Below are 14,912 nucleotides of genomic sequence, written 5' to 3' on the forward strand. Positions count from 1 at the left end.
GCCTCCATCACTTCTCGAACGGCAATCCCGATGGCACTGCGTCAGGCACACCAAGGCGCGTCGTGTCATCGGTCAGCGCCTCCATGAAGGCCACAATCGCGTCGACCTGATCGGCGGACAGCGCCCTGTCCTCAACCTCGATTGCATCCAGAATAGCCGCCTTTTCGCGGTCATCTTCCCACGCGATCCAATCCTCAACATCCAAATCGGGCAGCACTGCCATATCCGGCGTCCACGCATGAAAGGCCGCCCGCGGCAGGCTATGCGCGGTCACGAACTCCCACAGATCGGCATAGGCGCCCGTGTGCCCGTAGGGGGCTGTCAGGGTCACATTGCGCAAGGACGGCGTGCGAAACGCGTAGAGATCGCTTTCCTTGCCCGTCACGCGGAACCGCCCCTCGTCACTTGCGCCCCGCTCGAACGCCAGTGTCTTTCCCGGTCCGAATTGCGGCTGGCCCATGGCGTGGAATTTATGGTCAGTTTGAAAAGTACCGCTATGACAATCGGCGCAGCCCGCATCACCATAGAACAACTCCATGCCTTCAGTCGCCAAAGGACCTAACGCCGAAACCTCCCCACGCAGGTAGGCGTCAAACGGGCTGTTGTCGGCGCGAAACTCCTCCGCGATGAAACAGGCAATGGCGTTGGAAATATCGGCAAAGCGAATGCCACGCGTGGCGGTGTCGGGATACGCATCGGCAAAGAGTGATTGATATTCGGGGATTGCGGCCACTTTCGAGGCAATCAAATCCCATGCGCCGCCCTCGCCCGAAAACCGTCCCTTGCGCACGGCTTTGGAGATCGGGTTCTCATTGACGTGCCCCGCCATCTCATCGGGCGACAGGACGGGGAAGGCCGCTTGGGTGGCAAGAATACCGTTCACCCGATCGAAAAACGGGTCTTCGATCGGGACAGTCAAAACTCCGTCCACCACTTCCACCCGTCCGTCATGGAACATCGTGATGTATTCCTTTGCACCCAGATTGTAGAGCGCGGGCGCATTGCGCGGGACACGGTCCTCGGGCACATTTTCAGGATCAACGATCCGCTTCGGGCCGAGGCCGATCCCGCCCTCCCCCATGCCAAGGCTCACCCCGTCCGAAGTGCCGAATTTGGGATGGTGGCAGGTGGAGCAGGAAATATTGTCATTGCCCGACAGGATCGGGTCGTAAAACAACAGCTGCCCCAAAACGACTTCCTCAGGGGAGCCGTGCAGAAAATCATCATCCGTCGCGGGCTCAGGCAGCTCAATCGCCCACGACAAACCTGCCCACACCGAACACACGGCGACGAGAGCCGCAGATCGAACAGGTCTATTTACGCGCATATTCGACATAGGCGAAGGCTACTCCATCAGGCGACCATGAGGGAACATTGATTGTGCCCTGCCCGCCGAACAGCGACAGCAAGACCTCAGGCGTCCCACCGTTCGGATCAATGGTGCGCAGCTCCACATCCAGATCGGCGGGATGCCCTTTGGTGCCTTCAGGATAGGCAAGATAGACAATGCGGCTGCCGTCGGGGCTTGGGTGCGGGAACCAATTGACGCGCTCGTCATCGGTCATTTGCTCGGCCCCCGTGCCATCCACGCGGACGCGCCACAGATCGGACGATCCGTTGCCCGAACGCTCGGAGTTAAACCAGACCCACGCCCCATCAGGGGTGTAATCCGGCCCGTCATAATGATACTCGCTTTGGATCAAACAGGTCTCGGTCCCGCCATCAATGGGACAGGTCCAGATACCAAAGGTGTCATCACGCACCGCCGTATAGGCCACGGTTTTGCCATCGGGCGACACGCCATGCCACCAACTCGGCGCTTTGGGCGTGATCTGGACGGGATCGTCGTCGCTCTCAAGGTCGAGCGTCCAGATGAGCGACCCCGCGCCAAGGGTATGATCGGACAGTATCAGTTTCGTGCCATCAGGCGTTATCCCGTGATCATTATTGAGTTTGATCAACAACCCCGTGTCAATCTCCGCCAATTCGGGCTCTGCGAGATCCACCTCGAACAGCCGCCCGTCGCCATTGACGATCAAGGCCGAGCCATCGGGCGTCCAGTTTGGCGCTTCGATATGCATATCGGTCTCAAGAACGGGAAACGCACGCCCCTCCTCGAAATCATAGATCATAATGCGCGAGGTCCAGTTGGCCATGAGGCTCTCCGTTGCTGCACAGTGTTGATGTGCGAATAGGAAAAGAGGTCGGGCGGGCACGGATGCCCACCCGTATTGCGTCGAATTTACGCGCCTTCGGGGGTATAGGCAAAGCGAGAGAATGTCGCCTCTTTGCCCTGCCCCGTGGTGTCGGATGCAAACATACCGACAAAGGCCCCTGTGAAGGACGCATGTTCGCCGACACCCGCCTCATCCGAGATCAAAGTGGCATCCTGCATATCGCCGACTTGCGCCCACTCACCGCCCGCTTCACGCATGAAGAACCACGCGTCGGAACGGTCAACCACCAGTTTGAGCTCAATCGCGCCATCGCCCACAGGGATCGGATCGGACAGCCATGTGAGCGCCTGATCCTGCCAATTGCCAAGACAGCCGACGAGACGCACGCAGCGGCCCACATCAGGCTCGAAGGTGACGAGCAGTTTGTAGAACTTATGTTGGTTGTAATAGTAGGTCAGACCCGCCGATTGCTGATAGGTATCGGGGGCAAAAGCGGCCAAGGTCGTCTCCACCTCGAAGGCCAAATGCTCTTGCCTGCGCGCAACCAATGCGTTCTCGAACCACGAGCCAAAGCTCTCGCGCCCGATGATGTGCAAGCCGTTATCGACACGGAACAACCGCTCGGGATGCGGGTGGCGCAGCCATTGGAAATCCAGTGGCAATTTGGTGCCCGCGAAGTCATCCACCACAGCTTTGGGCGGTGTTGGCGCAACATCAGCCAGACCGGCCACCTCAACACGCGGCACGGTATTGCCGTCGAGGCCGCCATTCTCAAGATAGAGCCAGTCATCATCGCCCCAGACGACGCGTTCGATCCCTGTCTCGCGACCAAGCGGACAGAACAGACGCCCCGTGCCGCGCTTCTGGATCGGGCGGCCCATCAGGAAGGTGTGGTAATGCTGGCCGTCTGGCGTCTCCACATATTGACCGTGGCCCGTGCGGTGGATTGGCTGCTCGGCAATCGTACTGTCCTTGGCCGAAATCACGTGCAGGTTCGGGTGGTTCTCATACGGCCCCCAAATATCACGTGACCGCGCGAGCGACACCGCGTGATCATAGCCCGTGCCCCCCTCCGCCGTGGTCATGTAGTAGTAACCATTGCGTTTGAAGATATGCGGCGCTTCGGTCAGCCCGTGCGGCGTGCCGGAATAGACATTCTTGATCGGCCCCATGAGGCCGCTCTCGGGCGACCACTCTTGCAAGAGGATACCATCAAAGGACGAGTGCTTCGGATTGCCGCCCGTGCCTTCGCCGCGGTGGTTCCATTGCACGGTCATGTAGTATTTGCGGCCATCGTCATCATGAAACAAGGAGGCGTCAAAGCCGTGGCTTGCCACATACCACGGATCGGACCAGTCGCCGTCGATGGTGTCACAGCACGTGATGTAGTTATGCGCGTCCTTAAACGAGCCGCGCAAACGTTTCACGTCCGTGTAGACAAGCCAGAACTTCTCACCGTCATGGCTCAAACACGGCGCCCAGATGCCGCAGCTATCGGGATTTCCGCGCATGTCCAAGAGGGCCGCACGGTTGAGCGGACGCGCGACGAGCGTCCAATTCACCAAATCTTTCGAGTGAAAAATCTGCACCCCAGGATACCACTCAAAGGTCGAGGTCGCGATATAGTAGTCGTCCCCGACCCGCACAAACGACGGGTCGGGGTTGAAACCGGGTAGGATCGGATTGCGGATCACGAAGGCTCTCCAACTTCCTCGGACGACTTGGCCCAGAGGTTGATCTTTTCCTCATCGGCATATTCGTCGATCAATTTCAGTTCTTCCTCGGTAAACTCGAGGTTCTCAATGGCACCAACGCAGTCGACCACCTGAGACGGTTTAGACGCCCCGATCAAAGCCGTGGTAATGCCACCATTGCGCAACACCCACGCAATCGCCATCTGCGCGAGCGTCTGTCCGCGCTTCGCGGCAATGTCATTGAGTTTGTTGAGGTTTTGCACCGTCCGCTCCGAAATGAACTCGGGCTTGAGCGATTTGCCTTGGGTCGCGCGCGATCCTTCTGGCACGCCTTTGAGATACTTGTTGGTCAGCATCCCTTGGGCAAGCGGGGTAAAGGCGATGGAGCCGACGCCCAATTCCTGCAACGTATCTTTGAGGCCATCGTGTTCTACCCAACGGTTGAGCATATTGTAGCTCGGCTGATGGATCACACAGGGCGTTCCAAGCTCGTTCAAAATGCGAACGGCCTCACGGGTACGGTCGGAGTTGTAGCTCGAAATCCCGACATAAAGCGCCTTGCCCTGACGCACGATGCTATCCAGCGCGCCCATAGTTTCCTCAAGGGGCGTGTCGGGGTCAAAGCGGTGCGAATAGAAAATATCGACGTAATCCAGACCCATGCGGGTCAGCGATTGGTCGATAGAGGACATGAGGTATTTGCGTGATCCCCACTCGCCGTAGGGGCCGTCCCACATTTTGTAGCCTGCTTTGGTCGAGATGATCATCTCGTCGCGCAGACCTGCAAAATCTTCCTTCAGGATCGAGCCAAAGGCAAACTCCGCCGAACCGGGGGGCGGGCCGTAGTTGTTGGCGAGATCAAAGTGGGTCACGCCGAGATCGAACGCCGTGCGCAGGATCTCACGCTTTGTCGTATGCGGCGTATCACCACCAAAGTTGTGCCACAGGCCGAGCGAAATCGCGGGCAATTTCAACCCCGATTTCCCACAGTGGCGGTAGACCATTTTATCGTAACGGGTTTCTGACGGGACATAAGGTTTCATCGCGGTTCCTCCGAGTGTGTGCGAGACGCCCCAAAGCTGGGGCGCCCATTTATTGACGCTCATATCTTGGCGCACAGCGCAGAGCACGGCTACCGCTCATTTGCGCACAGGTGATAGGCCTTAGCCCATCAAGGCTTTGGCCTCATCTGGCGTCACTGGAGCAGGTCGTTCACAGGTCGTGGAAATCTCCACAAACGCGCCTGTTTCACCAGATTTCATGATGGAGGTTAGCACGTCGATGGCATGTGTGGCCAATTCCAAGGAACAGCGATGCGGACGCCCCTCGACGATGGCTTGGGCCATATCCGCGACACCTGCGGTGCGGTAGTTGGCGCGTGGCCCTGCGTCCCCGTCTTCCATATTGGCGACGGCAAAGGGGTGATCCCACTGCGCGACTTCGTGGACCTCGCGGTCTGTTCCCGCCATGCGGATCGTGCCCCCGAAGAAGTTCGGATCAGGCACAAAGATCGCCCCCTCAGTGCCGTAGAGCTCCATGTTCTGATGTTCATGGGCAAAGACATCCCACGACAGGCTCATGGTGATCGCCGCACCGTTTTCGAACTGCAACAACGCGTGGAAGTTGGTATCGACAACAACGTCAAGCACTTCGCCCTTGCGTGGGCAATCCGTGGTGATTGTGCGCTGTTCACGACCCTTGTTCGACAAAGCCGCTACACGTTTGACAGGCCCCAATAGCTGCACAAGGTTGGTGACGTAATACGGCCCCATATCGAGCACGGGACCACCGCCTGGCTGGAAGAAAAAATCAGGGTTCGGGTGCCACATTTCCATGCCCGCGCCCATAAAGTGACAGGTGCCCGATGTGATCGTGCCAACCTTGCCGCTGTCAATGAGGTCGCGCACCATTTGGTGAGCGCCGCCCATAAATGTATCTGGTGCAGACCCGACCCGCAGGCCCGTCTTTTCACAGATCGCGCGTAGCTCTTCGCCCTCTTCCAAGGACAGCACATAGGGCTTTTCGGAGTAGGCGTGTTTACCCGCTTCCAAAATGCGTTTTGTCACCTCAAAGTGCGCGGCGGGAATGGTCAGGTTGATGATCAGATCAAGATCATCTGCCGCCAAAAGCGCGTCGACCGTCTCCGCCCGAACGCCCTCATATTCCGACGCGCGCCCTTGGGCTGCCTCCATGTTGATATCTGCTACGGCCCGCACTTCGATGGCTTTGAAATTGGGCGCAAGGTCCAGATATGCTTTGGAAATGTTACCGCATCCGATGATGCCGACACCGAGTTTTTTCATGTAGAGTCCTCCCTGACGCCGCGCTTAAAGGGCTGCTGCGTTGGTGATTGCTGTTTTTGCGAAACGAGCGTGATCGGACGGATTGTCATGTTCCATCACGAAAATCTCCGCACGTGTGAATTCTTGGATCGCGGCCCAAATCGCGGGCCAATCCATTGTGCCGGTGCCGACATCGGCCCAGCCGCCTTCGTCCTCTTTTTCACCCTTGGGCGCGAGGTCTTTGACGTGAACGGCGGTAATGCGTTTGCCGTATTTTTTGATCGTCTCAACAGGGTCCGCACCGCCGCGCACGACCCAAGCAATGTCGAGTTCCAAATTGATGTGATCGCCCCCTTCAAGGATCAAATCCTCAGGCAATTCACCCGACGGCAGCGCCACAAATTCGAAGTCATGGTTGTGCCACCCGAAGGTCAGACCCGCCGCAACAATCGGCTCACCGACCTTGGCCAAACGCTGACCAAAAGCACGCCAGCCATCGGCATCCGTGGGGCGCTCTTCCGGGGGGAGATAAGGCACATAGACGTGCTCGATGTTCAACTCCTCACAGATTTGCAGCACCCGCGCGGGGTCGTTTTCGACCATATCGAGCGCAAAATGGCCCGATTTCATATGCAAGCCGTTTTTGGCCAAACGCGCCTTGAGCGCATCCAGTTGGTCCAACTCGTTATAAAACGCGCCGTAGCCCTCGCATTGCGCATAGCCAAGCGCGCCGATCATATCGAGCGTCTCGTCTTGGCCCCAATCGCGCGACGAATACAGTTGGTATGAAAAATCGGTCATGGTATCTCTCCCTTTCTCGCGCTTTACGCGAGCCATTTATCGTAATCGGACACCAGCAAATGCGCAGGATCCGTATCTTCTTCGATCGTTCCGAACCGCCCGATGGGCTCACGGAAAATATTGTCGGTGCGGTCATCGTTGACGTTGCTCACTTCACCGATGAGAACGCGACCGCCCTCGCCCCAAAAGGCGTGCCAGTGCCACGGCTCAAGCGTCACGCTTTCCCCTGGTTCAAGGCGCAAACACTCCCCCGCTTTGAGGGTCCGCATCCGCCCGTCGGTCAGCACCTCAACGGGGGCATTTGGATCGCATGATCCATCGGGCGCACGAGTGAACAGCTCAATCACAAGCGTCGCCCCGCCACGGTTGATGATGTCCTCGGTCTTCTTGATATGGTGGTGCATCGGGCTGATCTGATTTTCATTCGAGATCAGCATCTTCTCGGCATAAAGCATCCCCATGCCTTTGGCGACATTGGCGTCCGAGCCGTTGCGCACCGTGAACAGGAACAGGCCTAAATCCTCGTAATTGCCCTGACCATAGTCGGTAATATCCCACCCGAGCATATGATCGCGCACCATTGCGCCACCGTCGGCCACATAACTCTTCAACCCGTTCGGGTCGAGATAGGCAAAGGGCGGCATGACGAAGCCGAAAGAGCGCATAAATTTGTCACTCTCGGCAATGATGTCATTCACAAGAGAACGTTTCATGTGTCTGCTCCATATGTCGCGCTGTAAAGATCGCGCAGCGTAAATTCAGGCGTCTCGCCCACGTGTTTCGGGGTGAAGGTGATTTTGACGTCTTGGTTCGGCAACATCGTAAAGGCGTTGTTGGAGAACCGCCCCGAGGTCGTCGATTCAACCGAAACGAACAGGCCAAGGGCTTGAGCGCTCAGAGTGATCTCATAGACACCATCAACCTCAACACAGTCATGGGTGATTTTGGGGTTGATCAGGTCATAGGATTTCCACGCTTTGGGCGCATAGAAATCGCCGCCCGATGTGGCCTCCTCGCCCTCACCCGTCTGCCACGTGAACACGTAAATCTCGTCGTCGTTGAGCGTGCCGTGATCCAATGAGACCAGATCAAGCGCCTTTGACGGCCATGCCGATAGCGTCGCATCGGCCAAAGGCCGCGCCTCGCCGCGCATGTTCACAGCGGCAATTTGCACCGTGACATCAACGGTTTCGCCCGTGTCGTTGACCACCTTAAAGTGATCTTGGCCACCTTCAGGGTTCACCACGACCGTCACAGGCGCATAGAATTTCTGCGCCATGTGATGCAGCAACTTCCAGTCCCCGCCATAATCGAGCGACGACCAGCTACACACGGGCCATGTGTCGTTAAGCTGCCAGATCAGCGCACCCATGCAGTGCGGTTTGAGCGAGCGCCAATAGGTCACGGCGGTCTTGATCGCGAGGCCTTGCTGCACTTGGCTCAAGTAGACGAAATTCTCGAAATCCACGGGGAAACGGAAGTAGCGGAACATGGTTGCCGCAATCCGTTCGTTGCCGCCTTGGTTCTTCTGGTGGCTTTCCAGAACAGGGGCCGCAATGTTGCGGTCTTCGGGGCCACAAAACGTCTCGATGATGCGGTTGCTCGGATAGCTCTGGAACCCGAACTCGGAACAAAAACGCGGGTTGATATCGCGGTAATGCTCGAAGTCCTTGTTCTCATGCCAGACCGACCAGAAATGCATGTCGCCGGAGCTGTCATCATGCCAGCCGTCGCCGTAGTTGAAATAGCCCGGGCTTGGCGATGACGGCCACCAAACAGCGTTTGCATCTTCCTCGAACAGGGTTTTCTCAAGCGTGCGGTTGAGACGGTCATACATGACCAGATAGCGGTCGCGGTTTTCGACGCTTTCCTTGAACCACGTCAGCGCACCGAGCAACTCGTTGTCGCCACACCAGACCGCTAGACAGGCGTGATGATGCATACGGCGCACGTTTTCGCGCACCTCCGCCTCGACATTGGCCAAGAAGGCCTCATCGGCGGGATAGAGGTTGCACGAGAACATGAAGTCCTGCCAGACCATCAGGCCCATCTCGTCGCACATGTCATAGAACCACGTCGGCTCATAGCGACCGCCGCCCCAGACACGGATCATGTTCATGTTGGCATCCACCGCCGACTGCAACTGATCACGCACCGCCTCGCGGTCGATACGACCGGAGAGGGCATCCGCAGGAATCCAGTTGGCCCCTTTGGCAAACACTTCACGGCCGTTCACCTTGAACTTGAACGAGGTGCCCGCATCGTCATCTTGGACAACCAACTCGATGTGGCGCAGACCAATGCGGCGTTCCGCGACCTCGTCTCCCATACGGACCTCAAGGTCATAAAGCGGCTGCATCCCCTGCCCTGCGGGCCACCAGAACTCTGGCACCTCAACAAAGAACTTCGCCTTGGCAATGCGACCCACAACCTGCGCCTCACGGGTGCGGCCGCCGAACACCAACTCGACGGTATCGCCCTCGGCATCGCCCGCGATGTGGGCGGTGACTTCGACAGTGACGCTGTCGGTTTCAATGTCGTGATGCTCTTGGCTGACGTGGATGTAGTCGATCCGCGCTTTCTTCTTGCTCTCGACACTCACGTGTCCCGTCACACCAAAAGGCGCGAGCGCGATGTTCCAGTCCCAGCCGAAATCACACTGCGGCTTGCGCACCATATTGCCGTTCGCAATGTCCGTCTGACCGTTGTTGCGATCCGACAGACCCGGAATGTGGAATTGGCTCGCCGCTTGGCGTTTCGCCGCTTCCTCGACAATGGAGCGGAAGCGCAATTCGATCTCGTTGGCACCGGTTTTGGCCACCTCTGACACATCGACGCGCCAAGTGCGAAACGCGTTATCCGCCTCAAGAACGGTGACGCCGTTGACGACGACATCAACAATTCCGTCCAAGCCCTCAAGCACCAATTCAACATTGGTCTCCTCAAGGTCAAAGCTGCGCTTCGCGACCCAATCGCGCTCAGCAATCCAGCGCAAATCATATTCGTTGCGGCCCCAGTAAGGCTCGACAATGTCCCCCGCATTGCGCAGCGACGAGACGCTGTCAAAGGGCAGAGTGACAGGCACGCTATAAGTGCCGCTATCGTCGGAGAAAATCCAGTTATCTTTCAGTATCAATGACATAGCCATTGTTAGATCCCTTGTAGTGCGCAGCTCGCGTGCCGAGTGACTTCGGGATCCGAAATCGTCAAAACTCGACACACGTACCTTGAGCTTGATCTGCACGCAGCATGATCAATCACGCGGTAAGTCGTCATGACGTCACGCCCCCTTTGACGTGGGCGACGGGACGTCGGTTTAGTGTGGTGCGCGGCGCATGTGACAGTTGCCCTGCTCTTCTTGCCCGTGTTTTTGTGGGTGCATCAGAGCACGATCAACTCGCCGCGCTCTGATACGTGGTTTGAATGCGAGCCCTTACAGGCGCTCTTCGGTTACTTTGTCGAACATCGACGCCCGCGCGGGATCGAACCCTACACGCAGCATATCGCCCGTTTTGACCTTGGCCTGACCGTCGAGACGGATGCGGAACGGCTCGCCCGCCACGTGGGACCACACAAGCGTGTCTGCGCCCATCGGCTCGACAATCTCCGCTTTCAAATCGAGCATCACAGGCAATTCCTTGTCGATGTAGACATGCTCGGGACGAATGCCGAACCACGCCGGACCACCGGTTTTCCCTGCGGGGGTGAACTCGTAGCCCTTGAGGTCAATCTTCAAATCGCCCGCGGTAAACATGCCGCTGTCGACGTTGCCCTCAAAGAAGTTCATCGCAGGAGAGCCAATGAAATCAGCCACATACTTATTCACGGGCTTGTCGTAAATCCCGTGTGGTGTGTCGAGCTGTTGGATCAAACCGTCTTTCATAATGGCAATACGGTCTGCGAGGGTCATGGCTTCGATCTGGTCGTGGGTCACGTAGATCATTGTGTTTTCAAGCCGTTGATGCAGTTGCTTCAACTCCACCCGCAACTCGGTACGCAGTTTCGCGTCAAGGTTCGACAGAGGTTCGTCGAACAAGAACACATCCACATCCCGCACAAGCGCGCGGCCAATGGCGACACGTTGGCGCTGACCACCTGACAAGGCACCAGGTTTACGGTCAAGAAGCGCTTCCATCTGAAGGATTTCAGCCGCCCGCGCGACGCGCTTTTCGATCTCGTCCTTGGGCATCTTCGCGTTTTTGAGACCAAAGGAGAGGTTCCCGCGCACCGTCATCTGCGGATAGAGCGCGTAGGATTGGAACACCATCCCGATACCGCGCTCGGACGGCTCCGCCCATGTGACGTTCTTTCCGCCGATATGGATCTGACCACCCGACACTTCGAGCAGGCCCGCAATACAGTTCAGCAGCGTGGACTTCCCACAGCCCGATGAGCCGAGCAGAACCAGAAACTCTCCCTTGGCAATGTCGAGGTCGAGGTTCTTGAGAACCTTCACAGAGCCAAAGCTCAGGTCGAGGTTCTTGATGGAAACGGAGACGTTATCGTTGTCGATTTCAAGTGTCATGTGCTTAGCCTTTCACGGCGCCGGCGGCGATGCCGCGAACGAACAGTTTGCCGGAAACAAAGTAGATGATGAGCGGAACGAGGCCGGTGAGAAGAGTGGCCGCCATGTTGACGTTATACTCTTTGACCCCCTGCACCGAGTTCACGATGTTGTTGAGTTGGACGGTCATCGGATAGATCGCGGGTTTGGTGTAAACCACACCAAACAGGAAGTCGTTCCAGATGCCCGTGACCTGAATGATCATCGACACAACAAAGATCGGCAGCGACATCGGCAACATGATCTGGAAGAAAATCTGCCAGAACCCTGCCCCGTCAACCCGCGCCGCTTTGAACAGTTCCATCGGAACCGATGCAAAATAGTTGCGGAACAACAAGGTGTTAATCGGCATACCAAAGATCGTGTGCACCATGACCAACCCGCCAAGGGTGCCGTAGATGCCCATCTCGCGCAAGATAATCACAATCGGATAGAGCATGATCTGGTAAGGGATGAACGCGCCGATGATCAGGATGTTAAAGAACACCTCGGAGCCTTTAAAGCGCCAGAACGACAGCGCGTAGCCCGACACGGATGCCACGGCAATAGAGATGATCACCGACGGGATCAGGATACGCACGGAGTTGCCGAAGCCACGGCTCAAACCGTCGCAGTTGATCCCCGTACAGGCCTCGGACCATGCCTTGATCCACGGCTGGAAGGTGACATTTTCGGGCGGGGAAAAGATATTGCCCACACGGACTTCGGCCATGTCTTTCAGTGAGGTCATCACCATCACGTAGAGCGGCAAAAGGTAGTAGATCGAAAACAGGATCAACGTGCCGTAGACCATGATATTGGCGGGCGTAAACGCGCGTTTGGGCTTTGGACCAGAGGGGCCATCTACCATGCGGTTCGGGGCGGTATTGGACATATCAGCCATCTTTCTTGCCCCCATATTGTAGGTAGACATAAGGAATGAGGATTACGATCACCATCGCCAACATCATCGTCGAGGCGGCGAAGCCTTGGGCGAGGTTCTGGCGCAAGAACAGCGTATCGTAGACGTATTTGGCAGGCACTTCCGAGGAGATCCCCGGACCACCAGAGGTCTGGGCCACCACGAGGTCATAGACCTTGATGATCCCTGCGGAGACAAGCACCAGTGACGTCACAAACACGGGTTTCAACATCGGAATGATGATCAGCAAATAGGTTTTCACTGTGCCGATGCCGTCCACCTTGGCGGCTTTCCAGATGTCTTCGTCAATGCCGCGCAGGCCCGCGAGCATGATGCACATGATCAATCCCGTGCCCTGCCACAGTCCCGCGATGAGAATGCCGAAAATCACGATATCGGGGTTATAGAGCGGGTCGAAGTTGAAGCTCTCCCACCCCAGACCGCGCACGATGGATTGCAGACCGAAATCGGGGTTCAAAATCCACTGCCACACAAGACCCGTCACGATGAACGAGAGGGCGAAGGGATAGAGGAAAATGGTGCGGAATCCATCCTCAAACCGGATTTTTCGATCCAAGAGCGCCGCGAGAACAAAGGCGATGATGAACGTCGCTATGAGACTGCAAATCCCGAAAATAACAAGGTTTTGCACCGAGACAAGCCAACGCGCCGAGCCCCAGAGACGCTCGTATTGATCAAATCCCACAAAGTTGAGCTTTGGCAAAAGTTTGGAGCTTGTGAACGAGTGAACGATCGTCCAAGCCGAACATCCGATAAAAATCACGGAAGCGGTTAGGATCATCGGCAATGCCGCGATCTTTGCGTTGATGTTTTTGAACAGACGAATGGGACGTTTGGCATAATCGCGCCCCGCCCTGATCTGCCCGGTGTCGGTAACAGCCATGTAGATTTCCCCTCACGTCGTATGCGCCTTTTGCGGCGTCTTCACGAACAACGACAATAGACCCGACCGGAGACAACTCCGGTCGGGTCCGATTGCTACACCTTAGTCAGCTTTAGCGATGATCGAAGCGTAGGTCGCTTGAGCATCAGCAGCGGACATATCGGAGGACCAGAATTCGGTCATCAGGTCTTCGATCTGACCGGAGGTGTCAGGCGAAAGAAGCATATCGCCAGAAGGCACAGTGTTGCCGTCTGCGAGGATCTTCAGACCTTTTTTCATGCAATCGTTAGCTGCGGAAAGGTCCACGTCGCCGCGAACAGGAAGCGACCCTTTCTTGAGGTTGAAGGCAACCTGAACTTCTTTGGACAGCATCAGAGCTGCGAGTTCTTTTTGTGCGGCTTCAACTTCTGGATCGTCGTTCTTGGGGAAGTAGAACGCATCACCCGCAGTATCGATCAGTTCGTTCACACCCAGACCTGGAAGACAGGTGTAATCGGTGCCTGCAACTTTTTCGGCCACAGCGAATTCGCCCTGTGCCCAGTCGCCCATGATCTGACCCGCAGCCGTGCCTTCAATCACCATAGCCGTGGCAAGGTTCCAGTCCTGCACGTTGGTGTTTTTGGAGTATTCACGTGCGGCAGCAGCAGCTTCAAAGACTTTTTTGTAGGCGTCACCAGCAGCAACGTCTGCATCTTTGTCTTTGTTCACAGCAAGCCATGCGTCAGGACCAGCAAGAGCAATGGCCATCACGCCGAATGCGCCGGAAGACTGCCAAGGCTGACCACCCATTGCGAGCGGAACGATACCTGCTTCTTCGAGTGCAGGCATAGCATCGACGTATTCATCCCAGTTGGACGGAACAGGCTTGCCGATTTTTTCGAACGCGCCGTTGTTGAGCCACAGCCACTGCCAGGAGTGGATGTTCACAGGAACGCAGTAGATGCGACCGTCAAGCGTACAGCTATCCAGCAAGGAAGACGGGTGGATCACGTCTTTCCAACCTTCAGCTTCCGCAACATCGGTGAGGTCGAGCATAAGGCCCGCTTCGATCAACTCTTGTGCCTGACGGCCGTGGTTGAACTGTGTCGCAGCCATTGGATCGCCACCGAGGATACGCGAAATCATGATCGGACGAGCTGTTGAGCCGCCGCCTGCAATTGCGCCATCGACCCATGTGTGATCGGTCTTTTCGTTGAATGCTTTTGCGAATTCCGCAACGGCGGCAGCTTCGCCACCGGATGTCCACCAGTGCGTGACCTCAAGGTCGGTCGCATGGGCAGCAGATGCAGCAGCGGTGATCGCCGTTGCGCTCAAAAGCGCTTTTACAAGTTTCATTAGTGTAGTCCTCCCTAGATTACGTAAACGTTACAGGTTCAACTGAAACGTTATAGTTTTCGCAAACACGCTAGATATGTGTGTAAAGCGAACCTATAGTCGAAGTATGTCAGCCAAATCTGACGAAACAAGAAAAATTATTAAAAAACGCTCTTGAGCCACATATTATTACTGTTAGCGGTAACTTATGCGGACCAAAAAAGAGATTGATGGGGAGATTTGAGGGAATCACCTACAAGAAAATGAGGTCAAAA

The 14,912-nt window shown here is 56.5% G+C and carries 12 protein-coding genes; all 12 read right to left on the reverse strand.

The window, feature by feature from the left end; all coding sequences use genetic code 11:
* Window positions 1-7: 7 nt before the first annotated feature.
* The 12 genes from ACN0TS_RS01065 to ACN0TS_RS01120 all read right to left on the reverse strand — a co-directional run bounded on the left by ACN0TS_RS01065 (window position 8) and on the right by ACN0TS_RS01120 (window position 14,658).
* Window positions 8-1,336 (reverse strand): cytochrome-c peroxidase, encoded by a 1,329-nt coding sequence (locus ACN0TS_RS01065; protein ID WP_417257464.1) that lies wholly within the window; start codon window positions 1,334-1,336, stop codon window positions 8-10.
* Window positions 1,314-2,156 carry a TolB family protein gene (locus ACN0TS_RS01070; protein WP_417257465.1) on the reverse strand — a complete coding sequence of 281 codons (843 nt, stop codon included), beginning with the start codon at window positions 2,154-2,156 and terminating at the stop codon, window positions 1,314-1,316. The genes ACN0TS_RS01065 and ACN0TS_RS01070 overlap by 23 nt, the downstream gene beginning before the upstream one ends.
* An 86-nt stretch (window positions 2,157-2,242) precedes the next feature.
* Complete coding sequence (locus ACN0TS_RS01075) at window positions 2,243-3,871, reverse strand: glycoside hydrolase family 43 protein (RefSeq protein ID WP_417257466.1); 1,629 nt, start codon at window positions 3,869-3,871, stop codon at window positions 2,243-2,245.
* On the reverse strand, window positions 3,868-4,914 hold the full coding sequence (mgrA, locus tag ACN0TS_RS01080) for an L-glyceraldehyde 3-phosphate reductase (protein WP_417257467.1): 1,047 nt from the start codon (window positions 4,912-4,914) through the stop codon (window positions 3,868-3,870). Before mgrA ends, ACN0TS_RS01075 begins: the two co-directional genes overlap by 4 nt.
* A gap of 120 nt (window positions 4,915-5,034) precedes the next feature.
* A complete protein-coding gene (locus tag ACN0TS_RS01085) occupies window positions 5,035-6,174 on the reverse strand; it encodes a Gfo/Idh/MocA family protein (RefSeq protein WP_417257468.1) in 1,140 nt (379 codons plus the stop codon).
* A 24-nt stretch (window positions 6,175-6,198) separates the two neighbouring features.
* Complete coding sequence (locus ACN0TS_RS01090; protein ID WP_417257469.1) at window positions 6,199-6,954, reverse strand: sugar phosphate isomerase/epimerase family protein; 756 nt, start codon at window positions 6,952-6,954, stop codon at window positions 6,199-6,201.
* A gap of 23 nt (window positions 6,955-6,977) precedes the next feature.
* Window positions 6,978-7,667 carry a D-lyxose/D-mannose family sugar isomerase gene (locus tag ACN0TS_RS01095; RefSeq protein WP_417257470.1) on the reverse strand — a complete coding sequence of 230 codons (690 nt, stop codon included), beginning with the start codon at window positions 7,665-7,667 and terminating at the stop codon, window positions 6,978-6,980.
* On the reverse strand, window positions 7,664-10,102 hold the full coding sequence (locus ACN0TS_RS01100; protein WP_417257471.1) for a beta-mannosidase: 2,439 nt from the start codon (window positions 10,100-10,102) through the stop codon (window positions 7,664-7,666). The genes ACN0TS_RS01095 and ACN0TS_RS01100 overlap by 4 nt, the downstream gene beginning before the upstream one ends.
* A gap of 285 nt (window positions 10,103-10,387) precedes the next feature.
* Window positions 10,388-11,479, reverse strand: coding sequence for an ABC transporter ATP-binding protein (locus tag ACN0TS_RS01105; RefSeq protein WP_417257472.1), 1,092 nt, complete (start codon window positions 11,477-11,479; stop codon window positions 10,388-10,390).
* Between the two features lie 4 nt (window positions 11,480-11,483).
* Window positions 11,484-12,401: a carbohydrate ABC transporter permease gene (locus ACN0TS_RS01110; RefSeq protein WP_417257473.1), complete on the reverse strand. Its 918-nt coding sequence runs from the start codon at window positions 12,399-12,401 to the stop codon at window positions 11,484-11,486.
* Window positions 12,394-13,323, reverse strand: coding sequence for a carbohydrate ABC transporter permease (locus tag ACN0TS_RS01115; protein WP_417257474.1), 930 nt, complete (start codon window positions 13,321-13,323; stop codon window positions 12,394-12,396). Before ACN0TS_RS01115 ends, ACN0TS_RS01110 begins: the two co-directional genes overlap by 8 nt.
* A gap of 102 nt (window positions 13,324-13,425) precedes the next feature.
* Complete coding sequence (locus tag ACN0TS_RS01120) at window positions 13,426-14,658, reverse strand: ABC transporter substrate-binding protein (protein ID WP_417257475.1); 1,233 nt, start codon at window positions 14,656-14,658, stop codon at window positions 13,426-13,428.
* Window positions 14,659-14,912: the final 254 nt, after the last annotated feature.

The sequence above is a fragment of the Celeribacter sp. genome (assembly GCF_048266405.1).
GTDB lineage: Bacteria > Pseudomonadota > Alphaproteobacteria > Rhodobacterales > Rhodobacteraceae > Celeribacter.